An 18,486-nucleotide genomic window follows, 5' to 3' on the forward strand; every position below is an offset into this window, starting at 1 on the left:
CGTTCGCGTACTCAGGCAGTGCAATGACCGTTACGTCGGCCTCTTCGAGGAACTCAGTGGAGATCGGGCATGGTCAGCCAGACCTCCGGGGTGGGCGCCACATCTGGAGGTACACGGCCGAAGAATGGGAGGAGGCCGAGGCCCATGGGCTAGCCGCGCTACTGGAAGCGGTGCAGGCAGCCATCGACTCCACCTCGGGAGACAGGCCCGTGTAAGCCGAGCTGCCTACCGAAACGACCCGAGACCTGGTGCCCGGACGGCGCCGATCAAACTTCAGTGACACACGCTCAAAGTTCGATGGCAAAGGACATGTTCTGTCGCATCGAGGGTTGAGTTTCTCACTGAACCTTGGTGACCGGCAGGTTCGTCTCACCGAAGGTTGAGTGCGAATGCTGCCGAGGTGGCGGGGCGGGAGTGGTGACGGATCTGGGGCGTGGTTCAGGCCACCGTTTCGCTTGCCTCACCGCCGCGTTCGGACCGGATCATGTGCGCGGTCTCAGATGGTGGCTTGTGGCTGCTTCGGGGTGAGGTAGTGGACCGTGGTGGCTCCGGCGTGCGGGACGAGCAGGCCGTGCAGTTCTTCTGCGGCGGCTTCAAGGAGTTGGCCGTCGCGGGTGGCGTTGAGGGTTTCGAGGACGAAGGCGACGTGGGCGGAGTCTTCGGTGACGCGGGTGCGGTGGGCGTCGCGGTGGTTCCAGTGCCGGGTGAGGACGTCGGTGGTGTCGGTGTAGATGATCTCGCCGGGCTTGGGGTTCTCGACGGTGTCGGGTTCGCCGAGCGGGGTGAAGGTCTCGGTGCCTTCTGCGTAGCGGATCTCGACGTCGCCGGTGACGTGGTCGAGGTCGAAGGCTCCGGCGGGCAGGCCGTGACGGACGGAGATGGCGTTGTAGGAGTCGACGGCCGGGTTGATCCGGGGCAGGTTGCCCTTCGTCGTCATGCGGCGGCCCAGGGCGTCGACGCTGGGGCGGATGCGGCGGGGGTTGGTGCCGAAGGAGCGGTAGGCGGTGTGCCACGCCTCGATGCGCGGGTCGCTCTCGTCGGCGGGGGCCCAGGTGCCGTCGGCGAGATCCTGCTCCAGGTCTTCCAGGGCGGTGGTGGTGTGGGGCCAGGGCTCGCGGCCGCGCAGACCGGTGGCGGTGACGACGGCGATCAGGGTGTCGGGGAAGGCTTCGGCGACGGCGGGGCTGATGCGGAAAGTGGTCATGGTGTACGGCTCCGTTCCGGGAGGGCGGGCAAGGAGGGGGTGGGGTCAGGACTTCCAGGTACCGACGCGGTCGAGGCGGCGGAGCTGCTGGGCGGCGGTGGGTGCGTCCAGGGCGGTGCCCCGTTCGGTGAGCCGGCGGGCGGTGTCGGTGCGCTGCTCGACGGGCTTGTGGTCGTCGTACTTGAACTTCGCCCGGACCTCGGTGACATCGAGGCGCAGGCCGCGGATGCCGGGCAGCATTCGCCCGTAGGGCGGCTGGTTGGGATCGATGGGGGCGTGGTCGCCCTCGGGCTGGAAGTGGGCCATCTGGCGGCGCAGCAGCTCGGCTTTGGCCGCCGGGTCGTCGACGATGGTGGCCTGGCAGGTGAACTGGGCGGCGGCGTAGTAGCTGGTGGGGACGCCGTCAGTGGGCTCGGTGCCGGGCTTGGCGCGCCAGGGTCCGGGGATGAAGGCGTAGTCGCCGGTGACGGTGAAGGTGACGTTCGGGTCGGTCTCGATCGCCTTCCACACGGGGTTGGGACGAGCCAGATGCACGAGCAGGGCCGTGTCGTCGACGGTGAAGTGGGTGGGCACGACGACCGGGGCGTGTCCGGGCGGGCCGTTGACGCTGAGGATGCCGAAGTCGTGTCCGTCGGCGATCCAGGTCTGCCATTCGGCGTCGTCGAGGGCGGCGTCCCAGGGCTGGATGAACATGCCGGGCTCCTTCCGTGGGGGTGGTGGTTCAGGTGAGGGCGAGGAGGCTGACGGCGACGGCGGCGGTGCCCAGGCCGATGAGCTGGCCGCGGTAGATGCGTTCGGAAAGGACGCTGCGGGCGAGCAGGACGGTCCCGGCCGGGTACAGGGCGGTGATCACCGCGACGACGGCCAGGTCACCGCTGCGGGCGGCGAGCAGGAACAGCAGGTTGGCCACCGAGTCCAGCACACCGGCCGCCGCCGAAATCCCGTACGCGGGCTTCTCAGCGCCCAGCCGCCGGAACATCAACCCAGCGGCGGCCAGGGTGACGGCGGAGGACACCGTACGGCCGACGATCAGCGGTCCCACCCCACTGTCGGACGGCGCCTGGTGCAGGAAAACCAGCTGCAGGGCGATCGCGGCCCCGGCACCGAAAGCCAGCAGCAGCGCGGTCCGCGAGGGACGGGCCGCCTTCGCGCCGTGCCCGGCACTGACCAGCACCACGGCCGCGAGCGCCAGCGGCAGGCCGAGCAGCCCGGCCGGCCCCAGATGCTCGCCCTGCACCAGACCGACGCCGACCGGCAGCATCGCCGACACCAGTGCGGTGATCGGGGACAGCACGTTCATCGGGCCGATTGCGAGGGTCTTGTAGAGCAGGGCGAACGCGGCGGCCGACGCCACGCCGGACGCGGCGCCCCAGGCGATGGTGGCCGGGGCGAAGGAGGCACCGAGCACGGGCCACAGCAGCAGCTCGACGGTCAGCGAAGCCGGGGCCGCGATCATCACCGTGCGCAGGACATGGGCTTTGCGGGCACCCAGACCGCCGAGAAAATCGGCGCATCCATAGGCCAGAGAACTGCCCAGGGCCAGCAGCAGAGCGAACACAGGTAGTACATCCCTTACTATCAATGGAACGACTACACCGTACAACGCACCGACCGGGGATCGTCAACCAAACGACCGCACGGTCCAGCGTGCCGACCTGCTGCCGGAGGAGACCAGCCCGTGGCCGAGACCGAAGAAGCGCTGCGGACCCTTGCGCACAACGCTCGCGCGGCCCGCAACCGCGCCGGACTCTCCCTGGACGAACTCGGCCGCCGGGCCAAGGTCAGCAAGGGGGCCCTCGTCGCCCTGGAGAAAGCGCAGGGCAACCCGAACTTCGCCACCCTGGTCCGACTCGCCGACACCCTCGGCGTCTCGGTGTCCGCACTCATGGAGGCACCGGCCCAGAGCCGAGTCCGGGTCGTGTCCGCCGACACGGTCATGCCCCTGTGGGCGGGGGAAAAGGGCAGCGAAGCCCGGCTTATGCTGACCACCTCGGGACCAGCCCCGGTCGAGGTCTGGCGCTGGAAACTGGAGCCCGGCGAGGAATACCCCAGCCACCCTCACCAAGCCGGCGTCGTGGAAACCCTCAGCGTCACCGCCGGACAGATGATCCTCATCGCCGACGGCGTCGAGCACCCCGTCGAGACCGGACGGACCGCTACGTTCGACGGCGACGTCCCCCACACCTACCGCGGTGCGGGCACCGAAACCTGCCATCTGATCATGACCGTCCACATCCCGCCCGGACCCGCTCAAGGACCGTCCGCCTGAGCCACAATTCCTCCTCCACGGACCGCGGCAGGAGCAAGCGCCACCTCCTGAGCATCAAGGTCCACCGGCGTTGCGTGACCGGCAGCACTCAAACTTCAGGGAGATCGGTCAAGGTTCAGCGAGACGGGACACGAGAGCGTCAGAAGACAGGCGGTCGTCCGGCCGTCGTGAGCCGGAGCACGGTTCGCCAGGACATGGGCTGCCTCGGGCCCTGTCCACCGGCGAGCCCTTCGCGGAAGCCGGCGAGCGTGACGCGGAGGGCTTGTCGGTCGCGGATGCGCCACAGGGTGATCAGGCTCCAGGTGGCGAGGTTGAAGGGGACGAGGAGGCGGGGCAGGTTGCGGCGGGCGACCCAGACGCGGTTGCGGGCATTGAGCCGGTAGAAGGTCTCGTGCCGGGCCGGGTTGGTGGCGGGGTGGTGGACGACGATGTCGGGGACGTACCGGCCGGTGCAGCCCAAGTTCCACAGCCGCCAGGCCAGTTCGACGCCTTCGTGGAAGAGGAAGAAGTCACCGGGCCAGCCGCCGGCGCGGTCGTAGGCGTCGCGGCGGACCATGACGACGCCCTCGGCCATGACGGTGACGATGCCGGGCCGGGTGGGGTCCGAGGCCCGGAGGCGGGGTACCCAGCGGCGGAGGGTCTCACCGGTCACCGGATCGCTGATGCGCGGCTGTACGTACGCGAGCTGGGGGTCGCGGTGGAGTTCGGCGATGAGCCGGGCGAGGGTGGCGGTGTCGGGCAGGTGGGCGTCGTTGTCGAAGAAGAAGAGGTAATCGCCCTTGACGTTGTCGGCCCCTACGTTGCGGCCTTCGGGGATGCCGACGTTCTCGGGCAACGTGACCGTGCGGACGCCTGCGGGGATCTGTTCAGGTTCGCAGCCGTTGCCGACCACGACGACGTCGAGGTCGATGCCTTCCTGCGCGAGGAGCGAGGCCATGGCCCGGGGGAACTCTTCGGGCCGGTCGTTCATGGTCAGGACGACCGCGCCGACCGTGGGACGCGAGGCGCCGGTGCTCACAAGGGTGCCCTTCTGCTTCTGTTCACGAGGAGTTCAACCCTAGTGTTCGCCGAGGGGCGGCGGTGACGCCGTCGAGGTGTGGAGCGCTTGCGCCGCTGCGGCAAGCGCCGTGTGGAGTGCGTGTTCGGTGTCCGGCGAGTGCCGGCGTGGGCGGCGGTCGACGAGGGAGTCCGCGATGGCGAGGACGGTGGCGACGGCGACCGTACGGCAGTGGCCCACGGCGAAGACCGCGGCGGCTTCCATGTCGGCGGCGAGGATGCCTTCGGCTCCATACCGGGTGACTTCTGCCGTCGTCTCGCGGTACGGGGCGTCCGTGGTCCAGATCGGGCCCCGCGTGACCGGTAGGTCGTACGGGGCCAGCGCTTCGGCCAGGTACTGGGTGAGGGCGGACGATGGTGAGGCCGTCCGGCCAGGTGGCAGGTAGTGGTGGGAGAGCCCTTCATCGCGCAGCGCGCTCCTAGCCACAACGAGGGAGCCGGGGCGGAGGTCGCGCTGGAGGGAAGCGGCGGTGCCGACGGTGATGATCCGCTGGGTGCCGAGCGCGGCCAGCTGCTCGACGACGAGGCCGGCAGCCGGGGCGCCGAGGCCGAAGCCGCCGCACAGAGCAAATCTGCGGCCCTGGCCCTCGACCAGGTGCAGGCCGCCGCGCACCCACCCCGGGCGAGGGTGGGTGCGGTACGTACGCAGAGCGTGCTCCAGCAGCCGCCCCTGGTAGAGGAGGACCACCCCGTAGAACGGGGCGAGGTCCGCTTCCGGGTCGGTGGTGCGGACGTACGCGGCGTGCTCGGCCGGGTCGGATACGGCGGGCAGGGCGTGCTTGCCGGGGTGGAGGGGGAAGCCGTTCACCCGAGGGTGCTCTCGCGCTCGTAGAGGGCGGTGGCCAGTTGCTGCTCGGCGGTGGTGTTGACGTGGTTGAGGGTGTGCCAGGGCAGGACGGGCTCGTCCATGTGCCGCAGGTGGCGGTCGTACGACAGGCCGCGCCGGGCGAGGGCCTCGACGAGCTGGTCCTTGGTCACCGTCTGCAGGTCGATGTTCGCGTCGTAGAGGTCTTCCAGGACCAGCCCGATCCGGCGGTCGCCTCGCGAGCAGATGACTTCGAGGTGCATGTGGCTGGCGCCGAGGTCGAGGACCCGGAAGTGCTGTTCGAACTTCTCATCGCCGACGAGGTCGCGCAGGCGGTCCTCGATCTGGGCGGTGTAGGTGTGGACGAGGTCGGGGTCGCTCATCCGCAGGCGCTGGCTGGCGGTGCCGGGCTTGGGCATGAACTGATGGAGCTTGACGATCACCGTGCCGTCGGGGTGCCCGAGCCGGTCCAGGACGTCCTGGGCGTAGTCGGCGATGGCGAGGCGGTCCGCGTCGCGCTCGCCCGGTGCGCCGACGATGAAATAGAGCATGACGGTGTTGACGTCCTTGCTCTTGCGGCACAGTTCGATGGCGTTGTCGACGCGTTCGCGGCGCTGGGTCTTGCCGTACATCGCGACGAGGTCCGGGGACGCCCACTCGGGGGCGATGGTGATGATGCCCCGGGCCTGGTCCAGGTTCAGCTCGGTGAACAGGTGCCCGAACTCTTCGAGTTCGGTGACCGACTCCAGGTAGTCCGCGGTGAGTTCGTCCGCCCGGATGGAGCCGATGATGGTGGTGACCGTCTCCCCTTCGGCTGCCACCCGGCGGGCGTAAGCGCTGATGTGGTCCAGGAGTTCGCGGCGGTGCCGGTACTGGGTGAACGTGGGCGAGCTGATGATGATCCGCCGGATCTTCTGCGCTTCGAGCCGGTCGATGTAGTCCTTGAGCATGCCGATGGGTGCGTGGCGGAACGGCGGGACGCCGAGGTTGCAGAAGTCACAGGAGTGCCGGCAGCCGAGGGTGGGGTGGATGCCGGCGGCGGTGCCATCGCTCTTGGGGTAAACGAAGTGGGCGGGGTGCAGCTCCCGTACGGGGAGGTAGGCAGGGCTGGCCTTCGCGGGAACGGTGAGCTTCTTCGGGGTCACCGCGGCGACGCCGCCGCCGGGCAGGTACTCGCAGGTGTACAGCGACGGTACGTAAAGGCCGGGGATGCGGGCCAGCTTCTCGTACAGGCTGACGCCGCTTCCGGGCTCCTCGCGGTGGGCGTGGACGACGCGCAGCAGTTCGAGCAGGGATTCTTCGGCTTCGCCGAGGGCGATGACGTCGAGGTAGTCGGCCATGGGCTCGGGGTCGGCGAGGCCGGAGTTGCCGCCGACGACGAGTGGGTGCTCGCCGGGGATCCGGTCTGCGCTGCGGCGGGGTACTCCGGCGAGGTCGAGCTGCTGGAAGACGGAGTGCAGGCTGCCGGAGTTGACGACGGAGACGCCGATCACGTCCGCCGTGCCGACGGGTAAGGGCGACTCGATGCTGCGGTAGACCTCCTCGTCCGGCGTGGTCACGCGGTTCCCCTCACGGACCAGGCACTCGTAGTGCAGGGCGCGCTCGGCGACGGCGGGGACGTCCTTCGTACGGTTGATGAGGTCGTGCAGGCCCATGGGGCCGTTGCCCATCAGGCTGAAGGCGTGGCCGTACGGGATCATGAAGACCATCCGCAGCAGTCCGCCGGGGTCCTTGGGTTCGTACGGGTCCACCAGGTGGATCTCCCGGTCGCGGATGCCGTCGATTTCGACTCGAAGCTGGGACATCAGCCGTTCTCCTTGGCGGTGGCGGTGGCGGTGGCGGACTGGAGCTGGGCGACGTCGGCGGTGGCCCGGCGGACGGCGTCGAGGACCTGGGCCTCCTCGTCCTCGGTCATCTGCGGGTGGAGGCAGGGGCACAGCAGGCGGGCGGCGAGGCGCTCGGCGCGCGGACAGTGCTGGCCGGCGGTGTGGGCGCGGATGAGGTCGTGGCCGAGGTAGGTGACGGGGTCGGAGACGATGCTGCCGACCCCGTACCGGTCGGCGAGCACGTCCATCAGCTCGTCGCGGCCCCGGCCCGCCCACGCTTCGGGCACCAGGAGGTTGTGCCGGTAGTAGAGGTGCAGGCCCTCGTCGAGCGTCGGAGGCAGGGTCAACTCGGGAATGTCGGCGAGGGCCGCCGTACGGTCGTGCGCGCGGGTGACGCGGGCGGCGTTCATCTCTTCCAGGCGCGCGAGCTGGATCAGCCCGACCGCGGCCTGGGCCTTGGTCAGCAGCTGGTTGGTGCCCCAGCCCGCGCGTCCGCCGTACGTCCGCAGCCCGCGCAGCCGCTCGGCCAGGACGTGGTCGTCGGTGGTGACCATGCCGCCCTGGCCGAAGGTGGTCATCAGCTTCTTCGACTCGAACGAGAACACCGTCGCCCAGCCCTCGGACCCGACGCGGGCTCCGGACGGGGTCCGGCCGCCGCAGGCGCGGGCGGCGTCCACGATCACGACCGGCGGCCCGTGCACCGGGTGCGGGTGGCGGACGGCCAGCTCGACGAGGCGGCCGATGTCGGCGCTCGCGCCGTTCCAGTGGGTGACCAGGATCACCCTCGTCTGCGGGCCGATCCGCTGCTCGGTGTCGGCGAGGTCGAGGTTGAGGGTGATCGGGTCCGGCTCGGCCAGTACGAGTCGCCCGCCCTGGCCGATGACGGCGATGTGCGGGCCGACGAAGTTGAGCGCGCAGGAGATCACCTCGTCACCCGGCTTCAGCTCCAGGGCTCGGAGCACCATCTCCATCGCGGTGCCGCCCGAGTTGAACGCCAGAGCGTGACTCGCCCCGGTGTACTGGGCGAAGGCGTCCTCGAAGCTGGTCACGTACTCGGCGCCGCGCCAGCCCGTACGCCAGCTCTCCGAACCGGAGACGACCATGCGGATGGCGTCGTGCTCGGCTCCCGTGTACCAGCCGCCCTGGGCCGGCTCGAAGGGGATCGAAAGCGCTGCGGTGGTGCGGGGAACGGTGCTGCGATTGGTTGGCATCGGCACTCTCCTCGTACGGTCAGAAGGCGGGCGAGGGATGACCCGGCCGGTGCGCTCCAGGTCGTGGATCATCTGGACCTTGCGGGCGGCGGACGCGGTCGGGTCGAAGCGCCAAGTCAGCCATTCCTCGGCGAGCTGTTTGGCCAGGGCCAGGCCGATGATCCCGGCGCCGAAGGCGAGGACCTGGGCGTTGTTGGAGAGCACGGAGGCCCGCACGGACAGGGAGTCGTGGGCGGTGACGGCGCGGACGCCGGACACTTTGTTCGCCGCGACGGCCATTCCGAGGCCGGTGTGGCAGATGAGCAGGGCCCGGTCGAGGGTGGCCTCGGCGACGCGCCGGGCGGCCTCCTCGGCGATCTGCGGGTAGGCGCCTTCGGAGCGAAGGTGTACGCCGACGTCGAGTACGGACGCGACGAGGGGCTGCTTCCGCAGGTGCTCGGCGAGCGCGTCCTTGTACTCCTGGCCGGCACGATCGGCCCCGATGGCCAAGCGCAGGGTCGGCAGAGCGTCGGGCCCGGCACCGGGAAGGCGGTGGAGCGGGGTCACGGGAGCATTTCTTCGACGCCCGCGTTGCGGCTGCGGATGCGCGTCTGCGCGGTGTGCGGAGCCGTGACGACGGTGTTCTCGGGGACGGCGCGGATGGCGAGGGTGACGCCGCTGTCGATCTGGCTGCTGCGGCCGACGAGGATGCCGGGGCCGAGGCTGATGTTGTTCCCGGTTTGCACCTTGTCGCCGATGACCGCGCCGAACTGCGTGGTCCGGCATCGGTATGCACCGCCTTCGGTGCGCAGGCGGATCTCGCGGTCCGGCGCCGACATGTCGGCGCTCACCGCAATGGCGGCCACCGTTACCCCGGCCGACAGGTGCGCTCGGTTGCCGACGATGGTGCGGTTGATGCCGATGCGATGGCCCAGGACCGCGCCCTCGCCGACGAACGCGGAGGTGACCTCGCAGTTGAAGCCGACCGAGGCCCCGGCGCACAGCACGCTGCCCTTGCGTACGGTGGAGAACTCGTGCACCTTCACGTCCGGGCCGATGATGACGTCGTCCCCGACGATGGCCTGCGGGTGTACGTACGCCGTCGGGTGGATGCGCTTGTCGCCGAGCAGGGCGAGGGCCTCTTCGTGCAGCTCCGGCCACCGGGCGAGGAAGTCGGCCAGGTCGTAGGTGTGCAGGCGCCCGTACGGGGTGGCGGCGAGCTGTCCGTAGGCAGGCGCGGTGACGAATTTGCCGAGCAGAAGGGGCTTCATGGTGGTCCGACTCTCCGTGAGTTGGTCGTGGTGGGAGGTCTTGGAGGGTTCCGCCCTCGTGAGGCGGGACGACGCTCGATCCCAAGCGGCATAGCCGGGGCCGAACTCAACTCCTCTAGATGGGTGTTGTCCGGGACAGCCAGTCCGGGGCGGCCTGTGGCGTGGTCTGCAGCCACCGCACGTAGCGCTCCACCCCGTCCGCGAGCGGCACCTTCGGCGTCCAGCCCAGGACGTTCTCCATTCGGCGGACCGAGGCATAGCCGCCGAGCGGGTCACCGGCCGGCAGGGGCGTCTCCAGGAGTTCGGTGTCCGGGTAGTGGGCCCGGACCAGCTCCGCGACGTCCCGGATGCTGGTGGCGATGCCGGTGCCGATGTTGATCGTCTCGTTGTGGGCCCCGGGGCTGACCAACGCACGCAGCGTGCCCTCGGCGATGTCCTCGACGTGGGTCAGGTCCCTGACCTGTCCCCCGCCGCCGTTCAGGTGGAGTGGCAGGCCGAGCGAGGCGCGGGCGGCGAACCAGGCGACCACCCAGGAGTGGCTGTTCGGCTTGATCGTCTGCGGCTCCCCGTACACGGAGAAGTACCGCACGATGCTGTACGAGATGCCGACCTGGCCCAGCACGATCGCGGTCTGCTGCTCGCCCCACGCCTTCGTGGCGCCGTACACCGATACCGGGCGCATGGAGTCGAACTCGTGGAATTGGCGCGGGATACGGCCATGGACGCTCTCCAGGAGCTGCCGCATGGCCAGCAGGTCACGGCTCTCCGTCTCCTCCGGTTCTCCGTCTCCGTAGACGCTGGCCGAGGAGACGAAGGCCATGCGGCGCACGCGGTGGCTCGCGGCGACGGCGTCCAGGACGGCCTGGGTACCGGCGATGTTGACGTCGATCGCGTTCGCCGGCTCCCGGGTGCAGGCGGCGACGTCCGCGAGGGCGGCGGCGTGGATGACGTAGTCCGACTCGGCAACCAGCTTCCGCACCAGGGCGGTCTCCCGTACATCCCCGATCATCGTGTCCGGGTGGGTGGTGTCGACGCCGAACACGTCGGAGTACACGTGCTCGGGGTAGGCATTCATGTTGCACAGGGCGATCGGGCGGGCTCCGAGCTGCTTGAGCCGAGCCGTGATCCGGGAGCCGATGAGCCCCGCGCCACCGGTCACCAGAACCGTGGCGCCGTTGAGCTCGGACAGGGCGGAGCGGTTCTGCACGATGCCTCCTGAACGATGCGGGATGGAGCGCGATGGTCGGGCCGGTCGGCCGCCGACTTCAGGTCGACGGCCGACCGGGGCTCCGCGCGGCCTGAATCCGCAGCCGTGCCACGCCCCTCCGGTTTTCGTGCTCCGCAGGGATCATCTGCGGAGCCGGAGGGGCCCCTTCGGAAGGTCGCATCTGCCGGGCGGGGGGCGGGGCAGATACGACCGGGTCAAATGAGGAGGGGAAGGATCATGCTGGCCACCCACGTCGCGACCAGGCCGCTGAAGCCGAGAACCACGATCAGAAGTCCCAGGCCGCAGCCCGTGGCGTCGACCGTCTTGTGGTTGTTGCGGCGAGTCGTTCGGACGGGATGGCGGACAGCGTGGCGTAGGAGGAAGCCCAGGCTCGGCGTCGTCACTGGCCCCGCCCCCCCCTTCGCGCCGAAGAGCACGAGGAAGCCGAAGGCCGCGACGACGATTAAGCCGATGACGATGTCGGCCACTACGCCACCATCGTGGCCCGGGTGAACGCCTCGTTCATGGCCCGGGTGAACTGTTCGTCGGTCTTCTTGCCCAGGGCCTCGGCCTCGCGGTGCTCGCCGTACCGCGCCCAGTAGGCGCGGGCAGCAGCGCTCTCCATCAACTTGTCCGCGTACAGGCACAGTTGCCGGTCGGTGACCAGGCCGAGCCGGAAACGGAGACTGAGCTGGCAGAACATCCGGTTGCCGGACAACATCGGCTGGTACTTCTCCGGCTCCACACCTTCGGGTGCCCAGTACGCGGCCTCCTTCTCATCGCTGGAGGCTCGCGACAGCCACTCGATCTGGATGAGCGAGAGCGCCAGGTCGTTGCGCTGCTTGTGCTGCTGGCTCCTCTGGACGAGCTGGACGACGCCCACGGCGGCGATGGATGCGCCTGCCGCGAGCACGGCGGTACTGACCTTCATGTGCACTCCTTCGTTCGATCTCGGTTGGTCGCTCGGGCAGAGCGGAGTACAGGGGCGATGGTGGGTGGTGCCGCCAAGCCTCGATCGAGGAGGGGCGGCGGGTTTCGCTGCCGGGGCCCGCTCGTCTCCGCCTCAGACCCTCAGCTGGGGCGGAGACGAGCGGTCGGGCCGGTCGAGCCGGGCTGTTCAAGCCCGTATCGACCGGGGCGCGGAGGAGACGCCGTTTCCTCAGTTCGCGGTCCTGCGTGACCGTGGAGCATGCGGACTCAGCTCCCTGGGAACCCCGGCTCGGACCGCGGTACGGCCTGCATCGGCAAGCGCGTACTGCGGAGTTCAGAAGGTCAAGTGCGGGCCGAGGTGCGCGGGTAGCCGGTGAGCACATCGGCGAAAACGGTGCTGTCCATGGTCACGACAGGGATGTGGTGGTCGGACACGCCCAGAGAAACCTCGTGCACCTCGACGCCGGTCACGGCGGGGAGGAGGCCGGCGGTGACATAGACGCGGTCGATCCGGCTGTCGGGACCATGACTCGCACTGGAGTTGACGGTGCGGGCCAGCGCGGCCGGGTCTCCGCCCTCGGCCGTGGCCAAGTGGCGGGCGACGTCTTCGAGGCCCGCGGTACGGAGCGTGTGGTCCGGTTCGGTGTCAGGAACGCGGACACCATCGGGGCCTCGGCGCGAGCGGTGGAGACGGTGAGGCCGGTCCTGGATGGCGGAGAGGTCGGGCAGGGGCAGGTCGCCCGGTGCGCCCGGCTCCGGGTAACTGTTGGCGTCGCCGCCGTAGATGGCCGGCAGCACGTGGCGGCTGTCGTCAGGAGCCTGCCACCCCTTGTCGGCCCAAGTCGTCGTCCACTCGGCCTCCAGCTGGCGCTGCTCGGCGCTGGCGTAGGCGAAGTGAAAGCTGACCACGTTAAAGGGCGACGCGTCGGGTCCGGCCTCCGGGAACTTCAGGGTGATGGCGGTGGGCGGAAGCACGAAGTGCGGGCCTCGGTCGCCCGACCAGTCACGTACGAGGTTGAGACGCCGGGGGTTGAAGAGGATGGCGGTGCACGCCCCGGGGCCGAGGACGCCCTGCATGTCCAGCTCGCGGCACTGCTCGTTGAAGATCGTGTGTCCGCGCTCGTCGGCACGGAACATCTCCTGTCGGAGAACGATGTCCGGCTGGAGGCGACGCAGTGTCTCGGCGGCGGCCCGCCGAACTTCCGGATCACCTGCTCCGTTTCTCTCCAGGTTCCAGCAGACGAACCTCAGCTGTGCCATCGAATGCCTTTCAGGCGGTGTGCGGAATGGGGCCGGTTGAAGGTGAGCTGTTACGCCGCTGCGGTGAGGCCGTTCCGCCTGGGACGTTCGGCCCCTCCGGCCAACAGCTGTGCCAGCGCCTGGGTGATGCCGAGGTCTGGCAGCTCGTTCTCCAGCCACCGGTACTGGCCGGCCGGGTTGCAGTCGACGAAGTACCACTTGCCGTGGCTGTCCACGAGGAGGTCGCTGGCCGCGTAGGAGAGTCCGTAGCCCTGCACCAGGGCGTTCAGCGCGTCCTCGACCGCGGTGGGGAGGGGGATCGGCGTGTAGGTCAGGGACTCGGGGGCGGCTCGCCAGTCCGTCCGGCCTGCCATGGTGTGCGCGTCGATCCGGACCGCGATGGTCCGGGTGCCGATGGTGTGGGCGCGCACGGCGTAGTCGGTGAGGACGCGGTGCTGGAGGTGGGTGATTCCGGTCGCGACGGCGTCCAGGTCACTGTCCACCACCAGCGTGGTGTAGAGCGGGCGGACGTGATGGTCGTCCTCCGTGATCTGCGGGATGGTGAGCGTCTTGGTGACGATGCCGTCCGGGGCGCCGAGGTTGAACCGGCGAGCGCCGGACGGGAGGCTCCCGATCCAGGTGGCCGGTACGGTCAGCCCGGCCCGTTCAGCGGCAGCGACCACACCGGCCTTGATCTGTGCCCGGCGGATGTCCGACGGGTGGTTGACGTGCAGGCATTCCAAGGTGCCGAGCACTCCGGCCAGTCCGGCAAGCGCCTCCTGGGAGGCCCACTGCGTCTGCGCCTGGGTCATACCGTCGACCCAGACCCGTGGGGGCGTCGGGTGGCACCAGAACACGGACCGTACGTCGCACAGTTTGGTGACCCGGGACCTGACGGTGAGCGATCCCTGCCACCGGCCGCCGTCGCACCGCGCGCTCACGCTGACCGTGCGGCCCAGATCGGCGAGGTCGAAGCGGACGATGCGGACACCGAGGTCTTGGAGGGCCAACGTGACCGCGTCCCCGGTATCGGAATCCCGGTCGGTGATGACCAGGACGGTGTCGCCGTCGGTCCGGACCGGGCTCACGCCGCACCGTCCACATCGCTGACGACCCAGTCCCCGGGCCGCAGATGCGTGAAACTGACCCCAGTGTTGGATGCTCGGCACTGGTCGCTCTGGATCACCGGGCTTCCGTCGCGGTCAACGCGGACCTGAAGGCCGGCGTCGAAGCGCTCGCCCGGCAGCGGACGGGACAGGACCAGCGGCCGGGGCGCCCCGCTCACCTTCAAGGCCAACGGCAGCGGCAGTACGTGAGCGGCGTCGAGAACATCAGGTACGGGAATCACGGCAAGTCCTTCGTGGGATGGTCAGCGGGTAGTGGGGCGGAGAAGTCGATCCAGCTCGCCGACGGGCTCGTAGGTTGAGGGCGTGAACGTGTTGAGTGATGAAAAGCCACCGCAGAATTGCGCGGGCCCGGAGGCGGAGTACGGGGCTGCTGGCCAGGCGATGCGGGTTGGTCACGAGGGCCGACCGGCGAGAGCGTCACGGCAGGGAGGATCAGTCGTCCGTCCGGCAGCAGCACACCGGTGTCCTCGAACTGCACCACGCCGTTGCAGAGGCGGCACCACCCCTGCTCGTGGCAGGCGGTGGAGACGCGGGCGGCCTGGCGGTCGGCCGCGTCAGCCGTGGGACACGCCGGGGTATGAGGGCACATCGAACGCGCCGTCCTCTCCGAACGATGGGTAGTTGGGCCCTCTCCGATGCCGGACGTCGCGGGGGAACACCACCCGACACCGGAGAGGGGGTATGTGGGAATCTCACTTCGGTGACGAGGTGACAGCCGTCTCCATCGCCACAGCGGAGTCCTGGAGGCAAGCAGCTCGGTTCGGCCGGTGGCGAGGTGTCGCGGCTATCACTGCCTGCTCGTCGGGACTCGCCATCCGCACTCCGGCTAACAAGTGACGCTTCCAGAGGACGGCTCCCTCGTCCCTACGTGAACCTGCCCGACTCCGTCTGTCGCGGCCACGGCTCAGAATTCCCTGACACCGACGAGCACGCGGCCGATCAAGTTCGGGTCCGCCGGCGCGGCCCTCGGAACTCCGTGCTCGGCCGACGGAGGCCGGTCGGGAAGGCGTACATCTCTCTCGTCCTCACTGACTCGGCCAACGGGAACGAGGCCGACCTCGGCCCAGACCACCTTGCCGGGTTTATCCACGGCCGGGTGGTAGCCCCAGTTCCTGCTCATCATCGCGACGATGAAGATCCCACGCCCGCCCTCCGCCTCGACTCCGACCTGCTTGAGAACGGGCGGCCTTGCGTCACGGTCCCGGACTGACAGCCGCACGGCGTCCCAGAGCTTCTCCAGCGTCAGCTCGAATCTCTGCGACGTGTTCCGTGACGCGAGGGCCGAGACCTGCGTCGACTGCCCCTGCTCCCCGGGGTGCCGCACAGCGTTGGTGACCAGCTCCGAAACCAGAAGCCGTATCGTTTCCACGGTTTCGGGGGGCACGCCCCACCGGGAGAGGAGATCGACGGTGTGCAGCCGCGCCAAGCCCACGGCGTTGGGCGTGTCGGCCAATTCGAGCGTGTTACACCGGTGTGGTGCCTGGGACACGGTGTGCCTCCCGAGTTGAGAGAAAGGCGCGGGGTCCTTCATTGGCTGGCTCTCGCGCTCATGACGTGAATCAGGGCTGCCACACGCGTCGTTCGGCTACCGTGTGACCAACTCATAGCAGCGATGAAAGCGTCTGGGGGCCTCAGTTGGGAGTCCCCGGATGGAGCCCCGCACGCAGGCTCCACGGGCCCCATCGAGAGCTGGCCGGCGCCATCGGCATCATCAGTGGCGCGAACGGAAGTCCGCGGTGGAGGAGGAAGCGTGGGGCAGCAGCCGAACGAGCTGACTCCGGGCGCTGGCCCATGGCACCGCTGGGGGTACGAGCTGCGCCAGTTCCGGGAGGCCCGGCGGTTGTCGCAGCGAGCTCTCGCTCGCAAGGCGTTGATCGACCGCTCACATCTCGGGCGCTTCGAGCGCGCCGAGCGTCCCGTGCCGCGGCATGCCGCCGTCGTCCTTGACCAGGCGCTCGATGCCGCTGATGCACTGGTTCGAGGTTGGGACGAGGCGGCACTTCAGGCCCCCCAGGACGGCTCCGTCATCGCGTCCAGAGCCGAGACCGCAACCCATGGGGCCAACGTGCGGAGCCATGGGGCCAACAGCATGGGACCACTGGCAGCGAGAGGGTTCGGGCAGGCAGTCTCGCTCGGAGACGACGCGGACACAGTCGTCGTCCCCGCCCGAATTCAGGGAAGGATCCTCTTCGTGCCCGTGCCCCGCCGTGTCGTTCTCGCCTCCGGGCTCGCCGGCCTGGCTGCGACTACCGTCCCGGCCACGACGGCGATGGCCGATACCGAACTCGCCACCATGAGCTCTCCTTTCGAGCATTTCGCGCAGCTCCGCCGAGTGATAATCCAGACTGACAACCTCATCGGCCCTCGACACGTGCTGCCTGCGCTCCAGCAACATCTGGCCTCTCTTTCCGCGAGACGCCGAGCCGCCCGTGGCGTCGACGCCATGCAGCTCCTCGCATTGGAGACGCGGTACGAAGAGCTGGCAGGCTGGTTCGCCCAAGACATCGGCGACGAACGCAGTGCCCACGGTCATACCGCGAAAGCACTCGACGCCTCTCACATCACCGGCGACTCCGATCTCACGGCGTACATCCTCGCCCGCAAGGCCCAGCTCGCACTCGACACCGGACATCCCGCAGACGCCTTCGGACTCGCCACCGCTGCCCGACGCACCGCCCGGCCCGGAAGCCGTCTGGAGGTCATCGCCGTTCTGCACGAGGCCCACGCGCATGCCGTGCTTGGAGAAGGCCGTGAAGCCCATAGGGCCTACGAAACCGCGCTTGCCCTCCTCGGTCGCGCGGACTCCGACGGCGTCTGGGGTTCCTGGCTCGACACCGCGTACGTCAACACCGCCCGGGCGCGTTCCCTTGCTGCGCTCGGCGCCTACGAGCAGGCCGCGGCCGACTTCGACAACGCGATAGCGATGCTGCCACCCGCATACCGCCGGGACCGGGGGGTCTACCTCGCTCGTGCCGCTCGTGCCCACGCGGGTACGGGGAACATGTCCCTGGCCGCCCGAATCGGTGCGCAGGCCGTCGGCATCGCCGCCGAGACCGGGTCCGCGCGGATCTTCCATCAGCTCGACCATCTCGACCAGGCGCTGGCCCCCGCATCCGGCGAGGATGGCGTGGCCGAGTTCCGAGCCTCCCTCGACCGTATCGTCCTGCACCCCGCCTGACAGACCTGCTCGCACCGTCTGGAGATAACGTGCCCCGCCCCTACGTCCTGCTGTCCGCAGCCGTCTCGATCGACGGCCATCTCGACACCCGCCCGGGCGAGACCCGGCTCATGCTGTCCAACAAAGAGGACTTCGACCGCGTCGACTCCGTGCGAGCCAGCGTCGACGCCATCCTCGTCGGCGCCGGAACACTCCGCGCCGACAACCCCCGTCTCCTCGTCAACTCGGAAGACCGCCGGGCCTCCCGAATCGCAGCCGGCCAACCGGAGTACCCCCTGAAGGTCACCATCACCGGTACGGGAGACCTCGATCCCGACTGGAAGTTCTGGCACCACGGCGGGGACAAGCTCGTCCTGGCCGTCGGCGACGCGGCGGCAGCCAAGGCACGTGCGAACCTTGGGGACCTGGCAGCCGTTCGGAGCATCCCTGCCGAGGACACATGGCCGACCGCACTCGACGCCCTCGGCGACGTGTACGCCGTCAAGCGGCTCATGGTCGAAGGCGGCGGCACCATCCACACGCAACTTCTCGAAGCAGCGCTCGCCGACGAGCTCCAGCTCGTCATCGCCCCGCTCCTCGTCGGCCAGCCCGACGCCGTACGCATGCTCGGTCCGGTGGGCTACCCCGGCGGCCCCGCCGCCCGGCTCAGGCTCCTGGAGACTCGTCAGATCGGTGACGTGGTACTTCTGAGGTACGCACCCAAGGACACCACGATGGAGCCCAGATGAGCCCAACTCATGCGGCCGACGCCCCCGGCACCGGCCGCACGCCTAACACCGCGGACCGGGACTGGCTCGCTCTGGCCTGCGAGCTGGCCGCACTCTGCCCGCCCTCGACGACCGCCTTCAGCGTGGGAGCGGTCATCGTCGCGGCCGACGGAACCGAACTCGCCCGCGCATACTCCCGCGAGAGCAACCCCCACGATCACGCCGAGGAAGGCGCCCTCGCCAAACTCCCCGCCGACGATGCCCGACTCGCCACCGCCACGATCTACAGCTCCTTGGAGCCCTGCTCCCAGCGGGCATCCCGCCCTCTCCCCTGTGCCCAGCTCATCCGGGACTCCGGCCTCCGCCGTGTCGTCACCGCCTGGAGCGAGCCCGACATCTTCGTCGCAGGCGCAGAAGGTACTGAGTTCCTCGAAGAGGCCGACGTAACGGTCATTGCACTGCCTGAGTACGCGAACG

At 69.4% G+C, this 18,486-nt stretch carries 17 protein-coding genes and 3 pseudogenes; 3 read left to right on the forward strand and 17 right to left on the reverse strand.

The features are described 5' to 3' along the window. Positions 1–496 precede the first annotated feature (496 nt). The 3 genes from IE272_RS37985 to IE272_RS37995 are packed head-to-tail and all read right to left on the reverse strand — an operon-like array spanning position 497 to position 2,762. Positions 497–1,204: a B3/B4 domain-containing protein gene (locus tag IE272_RS37985; protein WP_190010281.1), complete on the reverse strand. Its 708-nt coding sequence runs from the start codon at positions 1,202–1,204 to the stop codon at positions 497–499. A 45-nt stretch (positions 1,205–1,249) separates the two neighbouring features. Continuing rightward, positions 1,250–1,897 carry an FMN-binding negative transcriptional regulator gene (locus IE272_RS37990; RefSeq protein ID WP_190010283.1) on the reverse strand — a complete coding sequence of 216 codons (648 nt, stop codon included), beginning with the start codon at positions 1,895–1,897 and terminating at the stop codon, positions 1,250–1,252. 28 nt (positions 1,898–1,925) lie between these two features. Next, positions 1,926–2,762 (reverse strand): EamA family transporter, encoded by an 837-nt coding sequence (locus IE272_RS37995; protein WP_030717181.1) that lies wholly within the window; start codon positions 2,760–2,762, stop codon positions 1,926–1,928. Positions 2,763–2,882: 120 nt separating this feature from the next. On the opposite strand from IE272_RS37995, the gene IE272_RS38000 reads away from it, so the two are divergent. Next, positions 2,883–3,473 (forward strand): helix-turn-helix domain-containing protein, encoded by a 591-nt coding sequence (locus IE272_RS38000; protein WP_073821813.1) that lies wholly within the window; start codon positions 2,883–2,885, stop codon positions 3,471–3,473. A 139-nt stretch (positions 3,474–3,612) separates the two neighbouring features. Here IE272_RS38000 and IE272_RS38005 read toward each other — a convergent pair whose 3' ends face one another. The 14 genes and pseudogenes from IE272_RS38005 to IE272_RS38065 form a co-directional block, all read right to left on the reverse strand. Continuing rightward, on the reverse strand, positions 3,613–4,491 hold the full coding sequence (locus IE272_RS38005; protein WP_050361732.1) for a glycosyltransferase family 2 protein: 879 nt from the start codon (positions 4,489–4,491) through the stop codon (positions 3,613–3,615). 39 nt (positions 4,492–4,530) lie between these two features. Beyond that, entirely contained in the window at positions 4,531–5,337 is an 807-nt protein-coding gene (locus IE272_RS38010; protein WP_190010285.1) for a nucleoside phosphorylase, read from the reverse strand. Then, positions 5,334–7,139, reverse strand: a complete 1,806-nt coding sequence (locus tag IE272_RS38015) for a B12-binding domain-containing radical SAM protein (RefSeq protein ID WP_190010286.1) — start codon at positions 7,137–7,139, stop codon at positions 5,334–5,336. Before IE272_RS38015 ends, IE272_RS38010 begins: the two co-directional genes overlap by 4 nt. Then, positions 7,139–8,371 carry a DegT/DnrJ/EryC1/StrS family aminotransferase gene (locus IE272_RS38020; RefSeq protein WP_190010296.1) on the reverse strand — a complete coding sequence of 411 codons (1,233 nt, stop codon included), beginning with the start codon at positions 8,369–8,371 and terminating at the stop codon, positions 7,139–7,141. The genes IE272_RS38015 and IE272_RS38020 overlap by 1 nt, the downstream gene beginning before the upstream one ends. Before the next feature lie 27 nt (positions 8,372–8,398). Next, positions 8,399–8,917 (reverse strand): annotated as a pseudogene (locus IE272_RS38025) (RpiB/LacA/LacB family sugar-phosphate isomerase); the annotation flags it as partial. Then, positions 8,914–9,621: an LbetaH domain-containing protein gene (locus IE272_RS38030; RefSeq protein WP_190010288.1), complete on the reverse strand. Its 708-nt coding sequence runs from the start codon at positions 9,619–9,621 to the stop codon at positions 8,914–8,916. The pseudogene IE272_RS38025 and the gene IE272_RS38030, both read right to left, overlap by 4 nt. Positions 9,622–9,736: 115 nt before the next feature. Beyond that, a complete protein-coding gene (locus IE272_RS38035) occupies positions 9,737–10,828 on the reverse strand; it encodes an NAD-dependent epimerase/dehydratase family protein (RefSeq protein ID WP_190010290.1) in 1,092 nt (363 codons plus the stop codon). A 215-nt stretch (positions 10,829–11,043) separates the two neighbouring features. Further along, positions 11,044–11,316: a hypothetical protein gene (locus tag IE272_RS38040; RefSeq protein WP_050361739.1), complete on the reverse strand. Its 273-nt coding sequence runs from the start codon at positions 11,314–11,316 to the stop codon at positions 11,044–11,046. After that, complete coding sequence (locus IE272_RS38045; RefSeq protein ID WP_050361740.1) at positions 11,316–11,759, reverse strand: DUF6082 family protein; 444 nt, start codon at positions 11,757–11,759, stop codon at positions 11,316–11,318. Before IE272_RS38045 ends, IE272_RS38040 begins: the two co-directional genes overlap by 1 nt. Before the next feature lie 341 nt (positions 11,760–12,100). After that, complete coding sequence (locus IE272_RS38050) at positions 12,101–13,018, reverse strand: endonuclease/exonuclease/phosphatase family protein (RefSeq protein ID WP_050361741.1); 918 nt, start codon at positions 13,016–13,018, stop codon at positions 12,101–12,103. 50 nt (positions 13,019–13,068) lie between these two features. Beyond that, positions 13,069–14,085 (reverse strand): MvdC/MvdD family ATP grasp protein, encoded by a 1,017-nt coding sequence (locus tag IE272_RS38055; RefSeq protein ID WP_190010292.1) that lies wholly within the window; start codon positions 14,083–14,085, stop codon positions 13,069–13,071. Continuing rightward, on the reverse strand, positions 14,082–14,345 hold the full coding sequence (locus tag IE272_RS38060; protein ID WP_030717153.1) for a hypothetical protein: 264 nt from the start codon (positions 14,343–14,345) through the stop codon (positions 14,082–14,084). Before IE272_RS38060 ends, IE272_RS38055 begins: the two co-directional genes overlap by 4 nt. A gap of 188 nt (positions 14,346–14,533) precedes the next feature. Continuing rightward, positions 14,534–14,713: pseudogene (locus IE272_RS39035) on the reverse strand (DUF5999 family protein); the annotation flags it as partial. 315 nt (positions 14,714–15,028) lie between these two features. Then, complete coding sequence (locus IE272_RS38065; protein ID WP_229898116.1) at positions 15,029–15,577, reverse strand: ATP-binding protein; 549 nt, start codon at positions 15,575–15,577, stop codon at positions 15,029–15,031. Positions 15,578–15,874: 297 nt separating this feature from the next. Here IE272_RS38065 and IE272_RS38070 point away from each other — a divergent pair, with 297 nt between their 5' ends. Both IE272_RS38070 and IE272_RS38075 read left to right on the forward strand, forming a co-directional pair. Then, positions 15,875–17,302 (forward strand): helix-turn-helix domain-containing protein, encoded by a 1,428-nt coding sequence (locus IE272_RS38070; RefSeq protein ID WP_063804549.1) that lies wholly within the window; start codon positions 15,875–15,877, stop codon positions 17,300–17,302. Positions 17,303–17,331: 29 nt separating this feature from the next. Further along, positions 17,332–18,486, forward strand: a pseudogene (locus tag IE272_RS38075) (dihydrofolate reductase family protein); the annotation flags it as partial.

This window comes from Streptomyces anulatus, assembly GCF_014650675.1.
Taxonomy (GTDB): Bacteria; Actinomycetota; Actinomycetes; order Streptomycetales; family Streptomycetaceae; genus Streptomyces; species Streptomyces anulatus.